17 protein-coding genes are annotated in these 22,567 nt (G+C 38.0%); all 17 read left to right on the forward strand.

Annotated features, from left to right (window positions below):
- The first annotated feature begins 121 nt into the window (after positions 1 to 121).
- Positions 122 to 553 carry a division/cell wall cluster transcriptional repressor MraZ gene (gene mraZ, locus RU96_RS00665; protein ID WP_071863621.1) on the forward strand — a complete coding sequence of 144 codons (432 nt, stop codon included), beginning with the start codon at positions 122 to 124 and terminating at the stop codon, positions 551 to 553.
- A 14-nt stretch (positions 554 to 567) separates the two neighbouring features.
- Positions 568 to 1,521, forward strand: coding sequence for a 16S rRNA (cytosine(1402)-N(4))-methyltransferase RsmH (rsmH, locus tag RU96_RS00670; RefSeq protein ID WP_071863622.1), 954 nt, complete (start codon positions 568 to 570; stop codon positions 1,519 to 1,521).
- 14 nt (positions 1,522 to 1,535) lie between these two features.
- Positions 1,536 to 1,946: a cell division protein FtsL gene (ftsL, locus tag RU96_RS00675; protein ID WP_071863623.1), complete on the forward strand. Its 411-nt coding sequence runs from the start codon at positions 1,536 to 1,538 to the stop codon at positions 1,944 to 1,946.
- A complete protein-coding gene (locus RU96_RS00680) occupies positions 1,947 to 4,154 on the forward strand; it encodes a penicillin-binding transpeptidase domain-containing protein (protein WP_071863624.1) in 2,208 nt (735 codons plus the stop codon). It abuts the gene before it with no gap.
- A gap of 236 nt (positions 4,155 to 4,390) precedes the next feature.
- Positions 4,391 to 5,353, forward strand: a complete 963-nt coding sequence (gene mraY / locus RU96_RS00685; RefSeq protein ID WP_071863625.1) for a phospho-N-acetylmuramoyl-pentapeptide-transferase — start codon at positions 4,391 to 4,393, stop codon at positions 5,351 to 5,353.
- A gap of 12 nt (positions 5,354 to 5,365) precedes the next feature.
- Positions 5,366 to 6,727: a UDP-N-acetylmuramoyl-L-alanine--D-glutamate ligase gene (murD, locus tag RU96_RS00690; protein WP_071863626.1), complete on the forward strand. Its 1,362-nt coding sequence runs from the start codon at positions 5,366 to 5,368 to the stop codon at positions 6,725 to 6,727.
- A gap of 18 nt (positions 6,728 to 6,745) precedes the next feature.
- A complete protein-coding gene (gene murG, locus RU96_RS00695) occupies positions 6,746 to 7,840 on the forward strand; it encodes an undecaprenyldiphospho-muramoylpentapeptide beta-N-acetylglucosaminyltransferase (RefSeq protein ID WP_071863627.1) in 1,095 nt (364 codons plus the stop codon).
- Between the two features lie 10 nt (positions 7,841 to 7,850).
- Positions 7,851 to 8,948, forward strand: coding sequence for a cell division protein FtsQ/DivIB (locus RU96_RS00700; protein ID WP_249024132.1), 1,098 nt, complete (start codon positions 7,851 to 7,853; stop codon positions 8,946 to 8,948).
- A 148-nt stretch (positions 8,949 to 9,096) separates the two neighbouring features.
- Positions 9,097 to 10,425: a cell division protein FtsA gene (gene ftsA / locus RU96_RS00705; protein ID WP_071863629.1), complete on the forward strand. Its 1,329-nt coding sequence runs from the start codon at positions 9,097 to 9,099 to the stop codon at positions 10,423 to 10,425.
- Between the two features lie 24 nt (positions 10,426 to 10,449).
- Entirely contained in the window at positions 10,450 to 11,688 is a 1,239-nt protein-coding gene (gene ftsZ / locus RU96_RS00710) for a cell division protein FtsZ (protein WP_071863630.1), read from the forward strand.
- 24 nt (positions 11,689 to 11,712) lie between these two features.
- Positions 11,713 to 12,390 carry a YggS family pyridoxal phosphate-dependent enzyme gene (locus tag RU96_RS00715; protein ID WP_071863631.1) on the forward strand — a complete coding sequence of 226 codons (678 nt, stop codon included), beginning with the start codon at positions 11,713 to 11,715 and terminating at the stop codon, positions 12,388 to 12,390.
- Between the two features lie 14 nt (positions 12,391 to 12,404).
- Entirely contained in the window at positions 12,405 to 12,938 is a 534-nt protein-coding gene (locus RU96_RS00720) for a cell division protein SepF (protein WP_071863632.1), read from the forward strand.
- A gap of 31 nt (positions 12,939 to 12,969) precedes the next feature.
- Entirely contained in the window at positions 12,970 to 13,218 is a 249-nt protein-coding gene (locus RU96_RS00725) for a YggT family protein (protein WP_071863633.1), read from the forward strand.
- A gap of 18 nt (positions 13,219 to 13,236) precedes the next feature.
- A complete protein-coding gene (locus RU96_RS00730) occupies positions 13,237 to 14,019 on the forward strand; it encodes a YlmH family RNA-binding protein (RefSeq protein WP_071863634.1) in 783 nt (260 codons plus the stop codon).
- A 17-nt stretch (positions 14,020 to 14,036) separates the two neighbouring features.
- Positions 14,037 to 14,798 (forward strand): DivIVA domain-containing protein, encoded by a 762-nt coding sequence (locus RU96_RS00735; RefSeq protein WP_071863635.1) that lies wholly within the window; start codon positions 14,037 to 14,039, stop codon positions 14,796 to 14,798.
- A gap of 257 nt (positions 14,799 to 15,055) precedes the next feature.
- Positions 15,056 to 17,848, forward strand: coding sequence for an isoleucine--tRNA ligase (gene ileS, locus RU96_RS00740; RefSeq protein WP_071863636.1), 2,793 nt, complete (start codon positions 15,056 to 15,058; stop codon positions 17,846 to 17,848).
- Between the two features lie 252 nt (positions 17,849 to 18,100).
- Positions 18,101 to 22,567, forward strand: coding sequence for a glutamate synthase large subunit (gltB, locus tag RU96_RS00745; protein WP_071863779.1), 4,467 nt, complete (start codon positions 18,101 to 18,103; stop codon positions 22,565 to 22,567).

The raw sequence follows: 22,567 nt of genomic DNA on the forward strand, positions 1-22,567 counted from the left end.
TTTGTTATCCTTGGTGAAAAAAAGTCAAAAAACTTCGCTTTTCGCTATACATATTTGGTGGTAGAAAGTGGGGGATTGTGGTAGACTGTGTATATCAAGTGGTGACAGGGGGTCTTTGTCGATGTTTATGGGCGAGTTTCAGCATTCAATCGATGCCAAAGGTCGTTTAATCGTCCCAGCAAAATTGCGGGAAAAACTCGGCGAAAAATTCATTGTTACCAGAGGACTTGATGGTTGTCTATTTGGCTATCCTTATGCTGAATGGGAAAAATTAGAAGAAAAGTTAAATGAAATGCCATTAGCTAAAAAAGATGCGCGTACTTTCGTTCGTTTTTTTTACTCAGCAGCTACTGAGTGTGAAATTGATAAACAAGGTCGGATTAATATTCCCCAAACTTTACGAAAACACGCCGGTCTAACCAAAAATTGTGTTATTACCGGTGTAAGTAACCGAATTGAAATTTGGGATGAAGCGAAATGGCAAGCTTTCTCAGAAGAAGCGGAAGAGAATTTTGATGAAATTGCCGAAACAATGATTGATTTTGGCTTATAGAAAGAGGAAATTAAATGGCAGATTCATTTCAACATTACACCGTGATGCTTAAAGAAACAGTCGATGGACTAAATATTAAACCTGACGGTATTTATGTTGATTGTACCTTAGGTGGTGCAGGTCATAGCCAATATTTATTGTCACAATTAAATGATAACGGGCATCTCTATGCTTTTGATCAAGATCAAAAAGCAATTGATCATGCTAAAGTCTTTTTAAAAGACGCTGTAGCAGCTGGAAAAGTTACTTTTATTAAAAGTAATTTTCGCAATCTAGCAGCTGCTTTAAAAGAACATGGGATTGAAAAAGTCGATGGCGTCTTATACGACTTAGGTGTCTCATCGCCACAACTAGATGAAGCTAGTCGCGGTTTTAGTTACCATCAAGATGCCCCACTAGATATGCGGATGGATCAATCAGCTCCATTTTCGGCTTATGATTTAGTCAATACGTATGATTATCACGAAATGGTGAAAATTTTTTATCGCTATGGTGAAGAGAAATTTTCTAAGCAAGTCGCAAGACAAATTGAACGGGCTAGAGAAAAGGCACCAATCGAAACGACTGGAGAACTAGTAGAGTTGATTAAAGAAGCAATTCCTGCTCCTGCTAGACGTAAAGGTGGGCATCCTGCTAAGCGAATTTTCCAAGCAATCCGCATTGCCGTTAATGACGAATTAGGGGCAATTGAGGAGTCTTTAGAACAAGCGATTGCTCTTTTAAATGTTAGAGGCAGAGTCAGCGTGATTACCTTTCATTCATTAGAAGATCGTTTGGTTAAAAATATTTTTAAAGAGTATAGTAGTCCGAAAGATTTACCACCAGGCTTACCAATGGTACCAGTGGAATATCAACCAGAATTAAAATTAATTAATCGCAAACCAATTGTTGCCAGTCAAGATGAGCTAGATGAAAATAATCGCTCCCGCAGTGCAAAATTGAGAATTGCTGAAAGAATCAAAGAATAAAAAGGAGCGTCGAAATGGCAGAAGCGAAACGTGAATATCACTATGATATGAATCAAGCAGCACCTCAAGTGGAACAACCTAATCCGTCAGCGAAACCATCGACGCCACCACGTCCTGAAATTATTCGCATTCCAGCATCGCCAGCTCGAAAATTAAAACGGATTAGTGGCTTGGAAAAAATCATTGGGATTTTTCTGTTGGCTGCTATCATTGGCTTGGCGGTATTAACCGTTTATGTCCGAACAGATATTAGCCAGCTAGAACGGGAAGTTTCTCAAATTGAAGCACAAACGACCCAACAAGCCGAAGAAAAAACCCGTTTAGAACAAGAAAAAAGCGAGCTTTCAAAAACGGAACGAATTAAAAAAATTGCGGAGAAAAAAGGACTTAAAATTAACGATGATAATTTAAGGAAAGTGAAGTAAATGCGTTTTAAACGAATTAGAAAGTATTTCCGCAAGAAAAATCAAAATCCAACGAACAACCGCAAAAAAGTAGGGATTATTCTCTTTGCTACGAGTATTGGGTTGTTCTTTTTGTTTGCCACCCGTTTAGGTTATCTGGTGGTAGTTGGAAACGTAGCGGGAACTTCTTTGGAAAAGAAGACTGCTGCCTTATATGAAGGTAGTAAAGTAGTAAAAGCTAAAAGAGGAACTATTTATGATCGCAATGGTGTAGCAATTGCTGAAGATGCGACATCTTATTCCTTAAAGGCTATTTTGTCTAAAAATTATAAAACAGGAGATAAAAAACTCTACGTTCAAAGTAAGGATTATGAAAAAGTTGCCACCATTTTACATGATATTTTAGGCTTAGATGAAAAAGAAGTCGTGTCCCGTTTAAAAGAAGGGGCAAAAAATGAATTGTATCAAGTTGAATTTTCTGGGAAAGGTAAGAATATCACTTTAGAAAAGAAGAAAAAAATAGAACAAGCAATGGAAAAGGCCGGTTTATCAGGGTTAGACTTTGATGAACATCCTAATCGTATTTATCCAAATGGCGTATTTGCATCGCATTTTATTGGCTATGCTGAACCAGAAGTGGATGACAAAGGTGTAGATAAAGGGTTAGTCGGGAAGATGGGCCTAGAAGCTGCATATAACGATATTTTAAGCGGAACTGATGGCGAAATTGTCTATCAAAAAGACAATTATCAAAATCCATTACCTGGTACAGTCGCACAAAAAAAAGCCGCTAAAGACGGTCAAGATATTTATACGACTTTAGATAGCGGCCTACAAACGTATTTAGAATCATTAATGGATACAGCAGTGAAAAAATATAAACCAGAAGATGCTACTGCGGTATTAATGGAGGCAAAAACGGGCGAAATTTTAGCCATGAGTCAACGACCGACGTTTAATCCTGAAACGAAAAAGGAATTTTCTAATAAAGACTTTAATTGGATGAATTTATTAGTAGAAGATCGCTATGAACCTGGTTCCACAATGAAAGTCATGACAACTGCTGCTGCAATTGAAGATGGTGTTTTTAATGAAAATGAAACCTTTACGTCTGGTGAAATTAAAGTCGCTGATGCAACGATTAACGACTGGGATTATCAAGAACAAAGACGAACATTAACCATGCGCCAAGCGCTATCTTGGTCTAGTAATGTCGGAATGGTTAAGCTAGAACAAAAAATGGGCGATACGTGGCAAAATTATTTGAAAAAATTTGGTTTTGGTCAAAGTACGTATTCCGGCTTGCCTGGGGAAAACAGTGGTATTTTACCTACTAATAACATTGTTGATAAGGCGATGAGTTCATTTGGTCAAGGGATTGGTGTGACTAATTTCCAAATGATGCGGGCTTTTTCTGCGATAGCAAATAATGGTAAAATGTTAGAACCACATTACATTAGTAAAGTTGTAAACAGTCAAACTGGAACTGAACGCGTAACAGAGCCAGAAGTTGTTGGCAATCCTATTAGTGCACAGACAGCCACTAAAGTACGGGAATATATGCGCGATGTCATTGAAAGTAAAGATTATGGTAGTGCTTATGGTGTTTATAGTGTTCCAGGGTATAAAATCGCTGCTAAAACAGGGACGGCCCAAATTGCAGATGAAAAAAATGGTGGCTACTACCAAGGCGATACTGCATATCTGTATTCCATAGTTGAAATGATTCCAGCCGAAGATCCAGAATATGTCTTGTATATGACAATGAAAATGCCAGAGCATTGGGAACAAAAAGCTTTAGGTGACATCGGCAATGCTTTGTTAAAACGGGCAATGGAATTTAAAGATGATCAACCCGCTTCTGCGAGTGAAAATACTGAAAAAATTGAAGTTGCGGATTATCGTAATTTAGGTAAAGACAGTGCCGCAGCTGACGCAAGTAAAAATGGTTTAGTACCAATTGTAATTGGAACTGGCAGTAAAATTAAAGAGCAAGGAACACCTCACGGCACTAAAGTATTAGCTGGTGAAAAATTGATTTTACTTACCACTGGCTCCGAGTACTATATGCCAGATGTGACCAATTGGTCGAAAGCTGATTTGGTTAAACTGGGAGATTTACTAGGTGTTAAAGTTACATTCAAAGGTGACGGTTACTGTTCAGGACAAAGTTTAGCTCCTTATGAGCGTATTGACGGGCAGGAAATTGAATTTACCATGTCACAATAATCTGAAATTTATCAAATAGAAATGCTATCACTCCTCTTGGCGTATTTTGCCAAAGAGGAATGATATGCGTAGAGAAAATAAGCTTCATTTTTATAAAAAAATGATTACATTAAAAAGAACTAGGATGTCAGTTCCTCTTGGCGCGTTCTGCCAAAGAGGAATGATATGCGTAGAGAAAATAAACTTCATTTTTATAAAAAAATGATTACATTAAAAAGAACTAGGAGATTTTAAAAATGGAATGGACAAAGATGATTTTACCAATTGTGAGTAGCTTTGCGATGACTTATGCAGTCATGCCTCTTTTCATCGGCTATTTTCGCGTCAAACAATTCGGACAAGAAATTAGAGATGAAGGACCTAAATGGCACAACGTTAAAGCAGGGACCCCTACAATGGGTGGTGTTGTCTTTTTAATTGCTTCTGTTTTAACAGGTCTATGGGTGGGTGCTTGGTTAAATCAATTGACAGCTTCTTTATTTATCTTATTGTTCATTTTATTTTTATATGGTTTATTAGGGTTCTTAGATGATTTTATTAAAATTTTTAAAAAGCGCAATATGGGTTTAAATTCCTTGCAGAAATTAATTGGTCAAATCATCGGTGCTGTTATTTTTTATTTTGTCTTTTTAAAAGAAGGTAATAGCAATCTTTTAAATATATTTGGAATTGAAGTAAACTTAGGCATTCTCTATGGACTTTTTGTCATTTTTTGGCTAGTGGGCTTTTCCAATGCAGTTAATTTGACCGATGGAATTGATGGCTTGGTTTCTGGCTTGGGGGTTATTTCCTTTGCAACTTATGGTATCATAGCTTTTAAGCAAAACCAATTTGATGTCTTGATCATTTGTTTAAGTGTAATCGGCGGACTATTGGGCTTTTTCCCTTACAACCACAAACCAGCTAAGATTTTTATGGGGGATGTAGGGTCGCTTGCACTTGGCGGCTTACTGGCGGCGATTTCTATTTTGTTACATCAAGAATGGACGTTGTTATTAATCGGTCTTATTTACGTCGTTGAAACTGCCAGTGTAATGTTGCAGGTGGCCTCCTTCAAATTAACCGGCAAACGTCTATTTAAAATGTCACCCATCCATCACCATTTTGAGATGAGCGGTTGGACTGAATGGAAAATCGATCTGGTTTTTTGGGGGATCGCTTTTGTTTGTTCGGTACTTACGCTTTTGATCATTTGGTAGGAGATGGAAAAAATGAAACAAATTAATGAATATCAAAATAAAAAAGTTCTTGTGTTAGGATTAGCAAAAAGTGGATTCAGTGCGGCCAAATTATTACATGATTTGGGCGCACTTGTTACCGTTAATGACGGCAAACCTTTTGAAGAAAATCCAGAAGCGCAAGATCTTTTGGCGTTAGGGGTTAAAGTTGTAACGGGTAGTCATCCCATTGAATTATTAGATGAAGATTTTGCTTTAATGGTTAAAAATCCTGGTATTCCCTATAGTCAACCGCTAGTGAAAAAAGCAGTGGAAAAAGGTTTGCCAATTATTACTGAAGTTGAATTAGCCTATCAAATTGCAGAATGTCCACTCATTGGAATTACGGGTACCAATGGAAAGACGACTACAACGACAATGATTGGTGAAATTCTAAATGCGGGGATGAAAAAAGGTAAAGCACTGTTAGCTGGTAATATTGGTTATCCGGCTAGTACAGTAGCCCAAGATGCAAAAAAAGATGATGTCATGGTAACAGAATTATCTAGTTTTCAATTAATGGGCATTAAAACCTTTCATCCAGAAATTGCGGTTATCACCAATATTTTTTCTGCTCATTTAGATTACCATGGTTCCCAAGCAGAATATGAAAAAGCTAAATGGCATATCCAAGAGAATATGACTGCAACTGATTATTTAGTTTTAAACTGGGACCAAAAGGTTATCCAAGATTTAGCTAAAACGACAAAAGCTCAGCTTGTTCCTTTTTCTAGTACCCAGACAGTACCGGGAGCTTATCAAAAAGAAGGTAAATTGTACTTTCATGAGGAATTTATTATGGCAGCTGATACATTAGGAGTACCTGGCAATCATAATGTTGAAAATGCGTTAGCAGCAATTGCTGTAGCGAAATTACGTAATATTTCAAATGAAGACATTAAAGAAACGTTACAAAGTTTTAGTGGGGTGCCCCATCGGACTCAATTTGTAGGAACAATTAACGAACGGCGGTTTTTCAATGATTCGAAAGCCACAAATATTTTAGCGACAGAGATGGCATTGAGTGGTTTTGACCATGAAAAATTAATTTTATTAGCCGGTGGTTTAGATCGTGGTAATAGTTTTGATGATTTAATCCCATCATTAATTGGATTAAAAGCAATAATTGTTTTTGGTGAGACAAAAGATAAGCTAGCACAGGCAGCACGAGATGCCCATATTCCAACTATTGAATTTAGTGAAAATGCTGAAACAGCTGTAGCAAAAGCTTACGCCCTAAGTGAGCCTGGTGATACGATTTTATTATCTCCTGCCAATGCTAGTTGGGATCAATATAAAAATTTTGAAATTAGAGGCGACCGTTTTATTGCAGCCGTAAATGACTTGAAAAAATAATAGAAATGAGCGAATTACGTGAAAGTATTAGTAACTGGTGGGGGAACAGGTGGTCATATCTATCCTGCCTTAGCCTTTGTAAAATACGTTAAAGAACAAGAACCGACAGCTGAATTTATGTATGTGGGGGGTAAAAGAGGGTTAGAAAATAAAATTCTACCTAAAACCGATATTCCCTTTAAAACTTTAGAAATTCAAGGGTTTAAACGCAAACTGTCATTTGACAATGTCAAGACCTTGCAGCTTTTTTTCAAAAGCATTAAAGAAGCAAAACAAATTTTAAAATCTTTTCAACCAGATGTCGTTATCGGAACAGGTGGTTACGTTTCTGGAGCGGTGGTTTATGCAGCCGCTAAAATGAAAATTCCGACAATTGTTCACGAACAAAATAGTATTCCAGGGATGACCAACAAGTTTTTAAGTCGTTATGCCACTAAGATTGGGATTTGTTTTAAAGATGCGGCCCAGTTTTTCCCAGCTGAAAAAACTGTATTGGTAGGGAATCCTCGTGCTAGTGAAGTAAGTGATACTAAAAAATCTGATATTTTGACAACTTTTGGTTTAAAAGAAGACAAACCAACTGCCTTAATCTTTGGTGGTAGTCAAGGTGCTTTAAAGATCAATCAAGCCGTAACTAAAGCTTTGCCAATTTTTGCTACCCGTGACTATCAGGTCCTGTATGCTTCTGGGGAAAGATACTTTAATGAAATTAAAAATGAAGCAAAGATTGACTTAAGCCAGTTGACAAATGTTAGTGTTGCCCCCTATATTGATAAGATGGCGGCAGTGATGGTTTGCTGTGACTTATTGGTGGGACGAGCTGGTGCGACATCTATTGCGGAGTTTACTGCATTAGGCTTACCAGCAGTTTTAATTCCTAGCCCTTACGTGACCGCAGATCATCAAACTAAAAATGCTCAAAGTTTAGTCGACGCTGGCGCTGCATTCATGATTAAAGATGATGCATTGACTGCTGAGTCATTAGTTGCAGCTATTGATGAGATTATGCAAAATCAAGTAAAACGGCAGCAAATGGCAACTGCTTCTAAATCAGAAGGTATACCAGATGCAAGTCAACGACTATTCCAATTAGTGCAGGAAATTACTGCGTAAGATAAAGGTGGTGACGCATATCAGTAAGAAAGACCAGCCCAATAAAAGTGGTGAAAAGTCAGACGTCCATGCTGTCAATTTGACGCCGTGGCAAAAAGCCAACTTGGAGTATCGAAAAAAAAATGGTCAAGATGCGACGTGGTCTCCGACAGTTATTGCTGGACAGGAGCAAAAAGAAGAACCACAATTATCGGAAAATGCCAGTGATTTACCGATTGAAGGGGGTTCTTTAAACCCAAATGGTTCTTTTGCCGATCGGTTGCCAAAATTGAAATATGAACGAAATTCGGTACTTTACCGCCGTTTGACGATTATAATTTTACTTTTTTTAATACCGTTGTTATTTACTTTGTACTACGTTTCTCCTTTAAGTAAACTGGCTGCGGTTCATGTGGTAAAAAATGATACTGTAACAAAAACAGCTGTAACACAAGCAGCTGGATTTAATCTTGACGAGGGCCTTTGGTCTCAATATTGGCATCGAAAAGAAAATGAAGCAAAAATAAAGAAAGCTTTGCCACGAGTAAAAAGTGTTTCGGTTGCGATTGAACATTTTAATGAATTCAAATTAACTGTAACAGAATATCAAGAAGTCGCTATTTTAGAAAAAGGTGACAGCTATGCTCCGGTGATTGAAAATGGCAAGGTTTTGGCTGAAACGGTAAAAAAACCAGCAGAAAACCTGCCCATACTAGAAGACTTTAAATCGCAAAAGCGTATTTTGGCTGTTTTAAAACAGTACCAAAAACTTTCACAAGCATTACGCAGTAGTATTTCGCAAATTAAGTACACGCCAACAAATGCCAACGCTGAGTTATTAAATTTATTGATGAATGATGGCAATACCGTTATTATTAATATCTCAAATCTAGCCGAGCAACTAAAGTACTATCCTCAAGTTGCTAAGGAGTTAAAAGGCAAAGGCGTTGTTGATATGGAAGTGGGAATTTTCACCTATCCGTACCCTAAGGAGGATGAAAAAACAAAAGAAACAACGAATTCTTCCAATTCAGCGCAAAGCGAAAACAATCAAAATGAAACCAATGAAAATACAGCAGAAAATGAAACTCAAAGTGAAACCAATAATAACACCCAAATAGAGCAATAAAAATTTCAAATATTTTTCATAACGTATTTCTAAAAAGTTGATTTTTGTGGTATTATTGTTAGCAGTGAACAAAATATTAAACTGATAGATAAAAACGGACCTTTACTGTTCGATCTATATGGAAATTTAGTAGGAGGGAATCCCATTCATGGCAAAAACGGGAATGTATGTCGGCCTTGACATTGGAACGACTTCAGTGAAAGTTGTCGTTGCAGAGTATGTCGAAAACCAAATGAATATCATTGGTGTAGGCAACGCCAAATCTGAAGGTATTAACAGAGGGATTATTGTCGATATTGAAAAATCGGTTCAAGCAATTCAACGAGCCGTCAAGCAAGCAGAAGAAAAAGCAGGTATCCAAATTCGTAGTGTAAGCGTTGGTGTTCCAGCCAATTTATTAGAAGTGGAAAACTGTCAAGGAATGATTGCTGTTAACAGCGAATCAAAAGAAATTACAGATGAAGATGTACGCAATGTCGCTTCAGCTGCTTTAGTACGTTCAGTTCCTCCTGAAAGACAAATCATTACGATTTTGCCACAAGAATTTACAGTGGATGGCTTTGAAGGTATTAAAGATCCACGGGGAATGATTGGTGTACGGTTAGAAATGTTTGGTGTTGTTTTCACTGGACCTAAAACAATTTTACACAACATTCGTAAATGTGTGGAAAAAGCAGGCCTTCACTTAAATGAAATGGTGATTACACCTCTTGCTTTAACAGAATCTATTTTATCTGATGGTGAAAAAGATTTTGGAACAACGGTTATTGATATTGGCGGTGGCCAAACGACGACCTCAGTTATGCATGATAAACAATTGAAATTTACTCACGTTAACCAAGAAGGTGGCGAATACGTGACAAAAGATATTTCAACTGTTTTAAATACATCTTTTAACAATGCTGAAGCTTTAAAAATTAATTATGGTGATGCTTACCCAGAACGCACATCTGCTAGTGAAGAATTTCCAGTAGATGTAATTGGTAAATCTGAACCAGTCAAAATTGATGAACGCTACTTAGCTGAAATCATTGAAGCTCGGATGGAACAAATTTTCACTAAATCAAAAGAAGTTTTAGATGAAATTGATGCGTTAAGTTTACCAGGTGGGGTTGTCTTAACTGGTGGTGCCGCAAGTTTACCTGGCGTTGTCGACTTAGCTCAAGAAATTTTTGGCACAAACGTCAAACTTTACGTACCAAATCATATGGGCTTACGTAACCCAGTCTTTACCAATGTCATCTCAATTGTAGATTATTCTGCAAATTTAAGTGAAGTTTATCAATTGGCAAAAACAGCTGTAACGGGTGAACGTACACAACCTGCTACAAGTCAAGAAGCGCCGGTTCCTGTTACACAAGAGCCAGCTTATGATGAATATGATAGCCCAGAAGAAACGTATGAAGAAGCTGACGAATCAACTGGCGAAAGCGTTAAAGACAAAGTAAAAGATTTCTTTTCGAATATTTTCGACTAAACCCAAGCAGGAGGAATAAACATTATGGAATTTTCAATTGACAATACCGTAAACGACGGCGCAGTCATTAAAGTTATCGGTGTCGGCGGTGGCGGTGGCAACGCAGTTAACCGTATGATCGAAGAAAACGTTAAAGGTGTAGAGTTCATCGCAGCTAATACCGATGTTCAAGCCTTAAAAAATTCAAAAGCTGAAACTGTTATTCAATTAGGGCCTAAATATACCCGGGGTCTTGGTGCAGGCTCACAACCAGAAGTTGGTCAAAAGGCTGCAGAAGAAAGTGAAGAAGCTATTCGCGAAGCATTAGATGGCGCAGACATGATCTTTATTACCGCTGGTATGGGTGGTGGTACTGGTACTGGTGCTGCTCCAATCGTCGCTAAAATTGCAAAAGAACTTGGCGCTTTGACAGTTGGTGTCGTAACACGTCCATTTACTTTTGAAGGTCCAAAACGTGGCCGCTTTGCCGCAGAAGGGATCGCACAATTAAAAGAAAACGTAGATACTTTACTTATTATTTCAAACAACCGTCTATTAGAAGTTGTTGATAAAAAGACACCAATGCTTGAAGCATTCCGTGAAGCAGATAACGTTTTACGTCAAGGGGTACAAGGTATTTCTGATTTAATTACTGCACCAGGTTACGTGAACTTGGACTTCGCTGATGTGAAAACAGTAATGGAAAATCAAGGTACTGCTTTAATGGGTATCGGTGTTGCTTCTGGTGAAGATCGTGTCATTGAAGCGACGAAGAAAGCTATTTCTTCTCCGTTACTTGAAACTTCAATCGATGGAGCAGAACAAGTCTTATTAAATATTACTGGTGGTTTAGATATGACCTTGTTTGAAGCACAAGATGCTTCTGATATTGTAGCAAATGCTGCCACAGGGGATGTCAACATCATCTTAGGTACTTCAATCAATGAAGAACTAGGAGATGAAATCCGCGTAACAGTAATTGCAACCGGAATTGATCCGACAAAAAAGGAAAATAAAGGTCGTACTTCAAGACAAAATCAAATCCACAGCATCCCACAAAAACCGGTTTTAGATATGGAACAAGCAAAACCAACACAACCAGAAGATGACAATGCTTTTGGTGACTGGGATATTCGCAAGGAACAAACAGTGCGTCCTAAAGTTGATGATACACAATTTGAAAATATCGAAAAGAAAGAATTCGATACATTTAATCGTGACGATGTAAAATCTGGTGATGATGATGAATTAAGTACACCACCATTTTTCCGTCGTAAACGTTAATTAAAGCTTTGGAGGTAAGAGCACATGATTGCTGAGAACTTGCGGGAGGTCCGACAAGAGATACAGGAGTCATGTGCTCTTGTTGGTCGTGACGAAAAAAGTGTCCGGTTGGTTGCCGTGACAAAAACGGTCTCTAGTCAAGTAATGCGCCAGTTGACAGATCTGAACGTTTTAGATTTAGCAGAAAACCGTACCGATGTTTTCTTAGAGAAAAAACAAGAATTGGCTGATATTGATACGATTTGTTGGCATTTTATTGGCAATTTACAGCGGAGAAAGGTAAAATTAGTTATAAATGAAATAGACTATTTCCACGCTTTAGATAGTTTAAGCTTGGCAGCAGAAATCCAAAAAAGAGCTGAACATGTTATTAAATGTTTCGTAGAAGTCAATGTTTCAGGTGAAGCATCAAAACATGGTGTTGCACCAGCAGAACTTTTAGATTTTATGTTAGCCCTTGCAGCTTATGATAAAATACAGGTCGTAGGACTGATGACAATGGCACCATTTGGCGCTACAGTATCAGTACAACGGGATATCTTCGGCAGGTTAAGACAACTGCAACAAGAGATTGAAGCGGCTAATTTAGCCTATGCTCCTTGTCATGAATTAAGTATGGGAATGAGCAATGACTTTCAAGCAGCGATTTATGAAGGAGCAACGTTTATTCGTGTCGGTACTGCTTTAGTCAAAGATGCCTAAAAGGAGGAGTTATCATGTCGATTTTTAGCAAAGCGGCAGATTTTTTCGGTTTATCAGAAGATAACTATGAAGAATATGAAGTGACCCCTGGGGTCGATGGTTATGAAGCAGTTGTTGATGAAATGCCAGTAGAACAATCAAATCCTATTGAGGAAAGTGTTCCTGTGAATCAGGTACCAAAGACAGATAAAAAAGTTGTTTCATTGCGTCAAAATATCAAGACGCCAACCACTACTAAACGTCAACATGGTACTAGTCATTCAAAGGGAAACACTAGCAAAATTACTATTTTGGAACCTCGCAATTATCAAGAAGTAAAAAAAATCGCGCAGCATGTTTTAAATGGTGAGGCGGTATTAGTTAATTTTCAATCGGTAGAAGAAGATCAAGCGCGACGAATCGTTGATTTTTTAACTGGCACGGTTTATGCCCAAGATGGGGATATAAAACGCGTCGGTGATGAAATTTTCTTATGTACGCCTTGTGATGTTGAAATTGATGGTCAAGATTCTTTGCCCACAGAAACAGATTTATATGATTTAAATTAAGGAGGCAATTGCCATTTTTAGGTTATTAGGTTTGCTTAACGATGCCGTTTATTTTTATTCGGTTTTATTAATGATTTATGCTTTATTATCTTGGTTTCCTGGTGGGTATCAGTCAGCTATTGGTCGTTTTTTAAGAAAAATTTGTGAACCATATTTGAGTTTATTTGATCGACTTAATTTAACGATTGGCCCAATTGATTTAACAATTGCAGTCGCAATTATTGTCTTGAATTTAGCGAGTCAAGGTCTAACAACAATTTTAGTCAATATTATGTATTAAGAAAAGGGGTGGGAATCTATGAACGTAAATGTCTATCAACATTTTCGGGCTGATGAACGCCCTTTTATTGACGCTGTGACTGACTGGATAGAACAAGTCCAAATGCAATATGCACCGTATCTAACTGATTTTTTAGACCCACGTCAAGCGTATATTGCGGAAACTTTGATTCGGCAAGAAACCGATTTAAAATTCATGTTTTACGGTGGTTACGAACAAGCTGAAAGACGGCGCTTATTAATTTATCCCGATTATTATGAACCAACTTTAGATGAGTTTGACATTGCCGTTTATGAAGTTCATTATCCCAAAAAGTTTGCAAATTTAAGTCATGGTAAGTTATTGGGGACGTTAATTGGGACGGGAATTAAGCGCGAGTATTTTGGAGATATTATTAGTGATGGCTCTGCGTGGCAAATCTTTATTGCCAAAGAAGTCGCGAGTTTTGTAGCTTTACAAATCGTCAAAGTCGGCAATGTAACAGCTAGATTAGAAGAACAGCATTATACTAATATATTAACCCCAAAAGATAGCTGGGAAGAAGAAAAAACAACCGTCTCTTCTCTGCGCTTAGATACAGTTATTGCAACAGTTTTTAATATTTCACGTCAACGAGCTAAACAATTAGTGGAAAGTGGCAAAATTAAAGTGAATTGGACCGAAACATTACGGCCGGATTTTATGTTAGATTTATTAGATATTATTTCTGTTCGCGGTTTTGGCCGTATTCAGTTACAAGAAATTGAAGGAAAAACGAAAAAAGATAAAATACGCTTAACTTTAGGTGTTTTAAGAAAATAAGTAGAGGTGGTAAGAAAATGGCATTGACTCCATTAGACATTAACAATAAAACTTTCGCGGTAAAAATGCGCGGATATAATCAAGACGAAGTTGACGACTTTTTAGATTTAGTAGGTCGCGATTACGAAGAGTTATTACAAAAGAATCGTGAAATGGAAAAAGCATTAAAACATGCAGAAGAAAAACTTGAATATTTCAATGAGTTAAAAGACGCCTTGAATCAATCTATTATCGTAGCTCAAGATACCGCTGATAAAGTGAAAACAAGTGCAAGTAAAGAATCTGAAGTAATCGTAACTTCCGCCCAAAATCGAGCAGATGAGTTAGTCTCAAGTGCTGAAAAACATGCCCACGAATTGACGACTGCTGCTGAACAAAAAGCCAAAGAAATTTTAAATGACGCTAGTGAAAGCGCACGCCAATTGGCGACTGAAACCAACGATTTGAAAACAAAAACGCGAGTGTTCCACCAAAACTTGACGTTAATGTTACAATCTCAATTAGAACAAGTGAAAAGTCCAGAATGGGATGAAATTTTAAAACCATTTGCAAGTTATGTGCAAGATGGACATGAAGCATTCCAAGAACTAATGGAAAAAGAGCTTGACAAAGAAAATCCAGATGAAGTAAACTCAAACAGTGATATGACTGAAAATCAAATGGATATTGTTGAGGCCAGTGAAAAAATTATCACACCAAGTCAAGAAATTCCTGCGGTTAACACATTAGATGATGCCAAGGAATTACTAAATAAAATTGAAGAAAAAGACCAAAAATAGAACAGAAAAGTTTTTAGTACTTTCTTTCAGCGAGTCGGTGATAGTGAAAGACCGATGAACCCTGCTAAAAAAAAGATCCTCTATTGGTTTTAATGTTGAAGTAAGTAGACATTAACGTATGATTTCGTTAACAATCACAAAGAAGTACATTTTGTACAAATTTGGGTGGTACCACGACAACGTTCGTCCCTTGGTTGGGATGAACGTTTTTTTATTTTGAAAAAAATAGTGAGTAGATAGAATAGGAGCGGATATTCATGAAGATGAAAGAGACATTGCATCTAGGCAAAACCGGTTTTCCCATGCGGGGGAATTTGCCGAATCGGGAAAAAGAATGGCAAAAAGATTGGGAAGAAGCGGATTTATACGGACAACGCCAAAAGTTAAACGAAGGCAAACCTTCTTTTGTTTTACACGATGGACCGCCATACGCCAACGGCAATATTCATATTGGGCACGCTTTAAATAAAATTAGTAAAGATATTATTGTACGCTATAAATCAATGTCTGGTTTTCGGGCGCCTTACGTTCCGGGTTGGGATACTCATGGTTTACCAATTGAGCAAGTATTAGCAAACAAAGGAATTAAACGCAAAGAGATGACCATGTCTGAGTACCGCGAAAAATGTCGGGAATATGCGATGTCACAAGTTGATAAACAACGTAACGACTTTAAACGGCTTGGAGTCGCCGGAGATTGGGAAAATCCTTATGTTACGCTAGATCCAACTTATGAAGCTGCTGAAATTCGCGTTTTTGGAAAGATGGCAGAAAAAGGTTATATTTATAAAGGTCTAAAACCAATTTATTGGTCACCATCCAGTGAATCTTCTTTAGCAGAAGCAGAAATTGAATATAAAGATGTGAAATCACCATCTATTTTTGTAGCATTTAAAGTTGTCGATGGTAAAGGTCTACTAGATACAGATACTTCTTTGATTATTTGGACGACAACACCTTGGACATTACCGGCAAACTTAGGTATCTCGGTTAACCCTACTTATACGTATGTCCAAATTGAAGCAGATGGAAAAAAATATGTGGTGGCAAAAGATCTACTAGAAACAGTCAAAAATGAAATTGGCTGGCAAGATGTCACTATCTTACAAGAATTTCCTGGTACCAAAATGGAATACATGACAGCGCAACATCCATTTTATGATCGCACTTCTTTAGTAATGTGTGGGGATCACGTAACATTAGATGCCGGAACTGGGTTAGTTCACACTGCACCAGGTCATGGTGAAGATGACTATATCGTCGGTAAAAAATATGGGTTAGACGTTTTATCACCAATTGATAATCGCGGCGTCTTTACTGCAGAAGCACCAGGTTTTGAAGGGATGTTTTACGATAAAGCCAATCCAGAAGTAACAAAATTATTGGAAGAAAAAGGCGCTTTATTAAAACTTGATTTCTTCACCCACAGCTATCCCCATGATTGGCGGACGAAAAAACCAGTTATTTACCGTGCAACACCACAATGGTTTGCCTCCATTGATAAATTTAGAGCAGATATTTTAGCTGAAATTGAAAAAGTTGATTGGATTATTCCATGGGGTAAAACCCGTCTTTATAACATGATTCGTGATCGGGGAGATTGGGTAATTTCTCGCCAACGGGCATGGGGTGTACCGTTGCCAATTTTTTATGCGGAAAATGGTGAAGCAATCATTACCCCTGAAACAATTGAACATGTCGCAGAATTATTTGCCGCTCACGGTTCAAATATTTGGTTTGAAAAAGAAGCAAAAGAATTATTACCTGCTGGATTCACACATCCAGGTTCTCCTAATGGTGAATTTACTAAAGAAAACGATATTATGGATGTTTGGTTTGATTCAGGTTCTTCGCATGAAGCTGTTTTACGGCAACGACCAGAATTAAGTTTTCCAGCCGATATGTATTTAGAAGGTTCAGATCAATACCGTGGTTGGTTTAATTCAAGTATTACAACCAGTGTTGCGATTAATGGAGTTGCACCTTATAAAGCTGTATTATCACAAGGCTTTACCTTAGATGGTGAAGGTCGTAAGATGAGTAAATCACTCGGAAACACCATTGCGCCGGAAAAAGTTATTAATCAAATGGGCGCTGATATCTTGCGTCTTTGGGTGGCAAGTGTCGATTATGAAGCAGACGTGCGCGTTTCGATGGATATTTTGAATCAAGTTTCAGAAGTTTATCGTAAAATCCGGAACACTATGCGCTTTTTACTTGCTAATACGAATGACTTTAATCCGAAAACAGATGCAGTGCCATATTCTGAATTACGTTCAGTTGATAAATATATGACAGTTCGTTTAAATCAAGTTATCAAAACAATTTTAGAAGATGGTTATGAAAAATATAATTTCTTACACATTTATCGGACTGTAATGAACTTTTTAACAGTTGATTTATCTTCTTTCTATTTGGATTTTGCCAAAGATGTCGTTTATATCGAAGCTGAAAATGATCATGCAAGACGTTCCATGCAAACCGTTTTCTATCAAGCAGCTGTTGCTTTGACAAAACTTTTGACACCAATTTTACCTCATACAGCAGAAGAAATCTGGTCTTACTTGCAAGAAGAAGACGACTATGTGCAATTAGCTGAAATGCCTAGTTATGAAGAATTTGCCAATCAAGATGAGTTACTGGATATGTGGAGTGCCTTTTTAGATTTTAGAGATAACGTCTTAAAAGCGTTAGAAGAAGCCCGTAACGAAAAATTGATTGGGAAACCATTGGAAGCCAAAGTGACGATTTACCCTAATGAACAAGTATCAGACTTACTAACAGCAATCGATAGTGATTTGGCCCAACTGTTAATTGTAGCATCAGACTACTTTACAGTTGAAAAAGTCGGGACTGCGGTTCCAAGTAATGCGATGAAATTTGATGATGTGGCGATTTTAGTAGAAAAAGCCGATGGTCATGTATGTGATCGTTGTCGCCAAGTCCGTAAAGAAATTGGTAGCAATCCTAAATTACCATCATTGTGCCACCATTGTACTGAAATTGTCCAAGAAAGCTTTCCTGAAGCTGTAGAACAGGGAATTGAATAAAAGAAAAAAATAAAATAGTGTTACTCGTTATAGTAAATAAGGACCTGAAATGTGTCGGCATTTCAAGTCCTTATTTCGTCTGTAAATTTCGAGCTGTTATTATATTTTACGAACGTTTCTAAAAAAATAGCGGAAAAAGTTTTGAAAGTAATTGCAGTCTTGTGAAAAACAATGTAAACTATTTGAAATTAGAATTTTCAGAAAATAAAAAAAGTAGGTGCCTGCGTGGAAAAAATTGCAGAGAAAAACTTGATGTATGATCCCAAGTTTGAAAAAGATGCGTGTGGAATGGGCTTTATCGCGCAAAAAGATGGCCAAGCCTCTCACCAATTAGTTGAACACGCCTTAACAATGTTAGAACGAATGAACCACCGAGGCGGGACGGGCGCCCAACCAGATACTGGCGATGGTGCGGGTATTTTAATGGCGTTACCAGATCGCTTTTTTCGTAAAAAAGCTAGCGAAGCGGGGATAACTTTACCTCAAAATGGTGATTATGCTGTCGCAATGTTATTTTTACCAAAAGACAAAGTTCAAAAAGAACAAATGACCCAAGTGTTAATCGAAGATATTCTAAAAGCGGGTTATGACGTATTATGGTCTAGAGATGTCCCGTATAATTTTTATGAATGTGGCCCAGGCGCCCAAGCTGTAATGCCGAATTTTTTACAACTTTTCATCGAAAAACCATTAGATGTTAAAAGTGGCCGGGATTTTGAAGACCAACTATTTCGTTTAAGACGTAAAATTGAAAAAGCCTACAATCCAACCGAATTGGTAATTTGTAGTCTTTCAGCCAAAACAATTGTTTATAAAGGAATGTTGCACGCGTATCAAGTTGGCCGCTTTTATCCAGATTTAAAAGATGAATTAATGGAAACAAGCATTGCTTTAACGCATTCTCGTTTTTCAACGAATACTTTTCCAAGTTGGGACCGAGCGCAACCATTTCGTTTTTTGGCACATAATGGCGAAATTAACACATTACGTGGTGCAGAAAACTGGATGCATAGCCATAAAATTGAAATTTATAACGAAGATAATTCCGATTCAGCTAAATTAGAAAATTGTTTAGAATATTTGTATCGTAATGGCCGAGATATCCCTCACGCTTTAATGATGATGGTGCCAGAAGCATGGTCCAAAGAAGCCAATTTATCAAAAGAATTACAAGCATTTAATGAATACAACGCTAGTTTTATGGCTCCTTTTGATGGGCCAGCCGCTTTATGTTTTACCGATGGTGAAATGGTTGGCGCTGCATTAGATAGAAATGGGTTACGTCCTTCTCGTTATTCTATTACAAAAGATGGTTTAATTGTCGTAGCCTCAGAGTCGGGTGTAGTTGACTTAGCTCCTAATGAAGTGATTGAAAAGGGGGTTTTAGGTCCAGCCAATTTATTTATTGTCGATACAAAAAAAGGTAAAATCTATCGCAATGATGAAATTCGTCAAAAGTACGCTACCGCTAAGCCTTATGAAAAGTGGTTAGCTGAAAAGAGAATTAATTTAGATGAAATAAAGCCGCCAAAGAAAAAAAATTGCGTTATGACTGAAAAAGAAATGAGACATTTGTGGCAATTAAATGGATATACAGATGAGATTTTAAGAACGGTGATTCTACCGATGGCCCAAAACGGCGAAGAGCCTGTCATCTCGATGGGATTTGATTCACCTTTAGCTGTTTTAAGTGACAAGCCTCAATCGTTGTTTACTTATTTTAAACAGCAATTTGCGCAAGTCACCAATCCGCCGATTGATGCGATTCGCGAAAAATTAGTCATCGGTACTGAACTTTTCTTAGGTAGAGATAGCGATATACGTCAAGATCAAGCACAAAATTGCAATAAAGTAAAAATTGCGAGTCCAATTTTAAATACGACAGAATTTGAAAAGTTATTGACGATTGATTGTGACCAGCAAAAGACTGTGGTTCAATCGATTTTATATCCGGTAAATGAAGAAGACCCAAATAGCCTACAACAAGCATTAGAGCGCGTGTTTAAAGAAGCGGAAACAAAAATTGATAACGGTGGTACGATTATTGTTTTAAGTGATCGAAATCGAAAAAAAGGTGAGCTGGCGATTCCAATTTTATTAGCTGTTTCAGGCTTGCATAATTATCTTGTTGCGCGGGGCAAGGGCTCATTAGCCTCGATTGTAGCTGATACTGCCGAGGCTTGTGAAGTTCATCACTGCGCGATGTTAGTCGGATATGGTGCAAGCGGCGTGCATCCATACTTGGCTTATGCTTCCCTTTCTGCCTATAATTTAAGTGATAAAGTTGAAAATTTCCGAACAGCTTGTGAAAAAGGTCTAATTAAAGTAATGTCACGTATGGGAATTTCAACGGTAGCAGGGTATCACGGCGCACAATTATTTGAAGCAGTAGGAATTTCAAGTGCTGTAATCGAGCAATATTTCACCGGTACTGCAAGTAGAATTGGTGGGCTGAATTTAGCACAAATTGAAGCAGAGTATTACGCCCACTATCAAAAAGCTTTTGGACCAACCGCCAACGATTATTTACCTTCAGGCGGGAGTTATCAGTATAAAGCAGACGGCGAGCATCATTTATTTAATCCCAAAACTATTTATAATTTTCAAAAAGCTGTTCGCAATGGAAGCTATGCGCTTTATAAGGATTATGCAAATGCAATGAATGAAGAAGCCCTTAAAACTCCAACCACTTTGCGGGCAATGTGGGAATTTAAAAAAGAACGCCCTGCAATTACTTTAGCTGAGGTTGAACCAGCAACAGACATCGTGAAACGTTTTAAAGTAGGTGCCATGTCTTATGGTTCTTTAAGTGAAGAAGCACATAAATGTTTAGCTGAAGCCATGAACTCGATTGGAGCAAAATCAAATAGTGGTGAAGGTGGCGAAAATCGTGATCGTTTTAAACCGCTACCAGATGGTCGAAACTTTAACAGTAAGATTAAACAAGTTGCTTCAGGGCGTTTTGGCGTAAATGCGGAATATTTAATGAGTGCTGAAGAGCTACAAATTAAAGTTGCGCAAGGGGCAAAACCAGGTGAAGGAGGACAATTACCAGGCAATAAAGTCTTTCCTTGGGTAGCCGAAATTCGTGGTTCAACCCCTGGGGTGCGCTTAATTTCACCACCACCGCATCATGATATTTACTCAATTGAAGATTTGGCCCAACTGATTTATGATTTAAAAACGATTAATCCTTATGCAAAAATTAATGTGAAATTAGTTTCTTCAACTGGTGTGGGAACGATTGCAACCGGAGTCGTCAAAGCTGGAGCTGATGTAGTCGTGATTTCTGGTTACGATGGCGGAACGGGTGCTTCTCCGCGCAATTCAGTGCGGGATGCAGGATTACCTTGGGAAATGGGCTTAGCCGAAGCGCATCAAACTTTAGCGCTAAATAATTTGCGTCAACGGGTTACTTTGGAAACTGATGGTAAGTTAATGACAGGAAAAGATCTTGCGATTGCAGCCTTATTAGGAGCGGAAGAATATAGTTTTGCTTCATTAGCCTTGGTAGCAATTGGTTGTGTTATGATGCGAGTTTGTAGTTTAAACACTTGTCCTGTTGGTGTAGCGACACAAAACCCAGCTTTACGCCAGTTTTTTGCCGGAAAACCAGAACACGTAGTAAACGCAATGATGTTTTTAGCTGAAGATTTAAGAGAAATTATGGCTGAATTAGGCTTTAAAACAGTTGATGAAATGATTGGTCATACAGAAGTCTTAAAACCGCGTTATGTGGCAAAAGGTAAGGCAAAATCGCTTGATTATTCGAAACTATTAGCCACAACTACAGGAATTGAGCGCAAGGTAGTTGATCCATTCTTAGAAAAACGGCAGTGGCCATTATTAGATGATTACGCAGCCGCAGCGATTGCAGCCAAACAAACTGTCACAGTTAAAGAAACCATCAATAATGTCAAACGAAGTGTTGGTGCGCGAATGGGGGGCTGGATTGCAGAACGTTTTGGTAATTACACCTTAACTGCTGGCTTATTAAAATATGAGTACCAAGGAATTGCGGGCCAAAGCTTTGGTGCATTTACCACCCAAGGAATGGAATTAAAACTGATCGGAGAAGCCAATGATTATGTGGCCAAAGGATTGAGTGGAGGACGCTTAATTATTGTTCCACCTGAAGATGCAGCGTATGATACCAATCACTCACCGATTGTAGGTAACGTAGCTTGTTTTGGCGCAAATAAAGGCGAAGCTTATTTTAGAGGTTTAGCAGGAGAGCGCTTTTGTGTCCGTAACAGTGGAGCGATGGTTGTCGTTGAAGGTGTCGGTGATAACGGGTGTGAATATATGACCGGTGGTGTAGCAGTTATTTTAGGTAAAACGGGTCGGAATTTTGCCGCGGGTATGTCTGGTGGGTTAGCTTATATTTATGATCCTGAGAAGAATTTTCCACCAAACTGCAATCTGGAAATGGTGGAACTTTATCCGCTTGATGCCCAAGATAAAATCTTAAAAGAACTAATTGAAAAGCATTTGCAATATACGGCTTCACCGATTGCTAGTGAAATTTTAGCTAATTGGGACACAGCAGCAAAAGATTTTGTGAAAGTCTATCCCAAAGAATTTCATGCGGTCAATGATGCACTAAATGATTTGGCTAGTGAAGGTTTAGCTGGCGCTGCGCTTTTAAATGCAGCTTTTGAAAAAGTAATTGGTGCCAAAAAAGAAGCTGTTTCAGTTTTAAGAAAGGAGCGTGACTAA

Origin of the sequence: Enterococcus canintestini, assembly GCF_001885735.1 — a bacterium.
Classification (GTDB): Bacteria; Bacillota; Bacilli; order Lactobacillales; family Enterococcaceae; genus Enterococcus_C; species Enterococcus_C canintestini.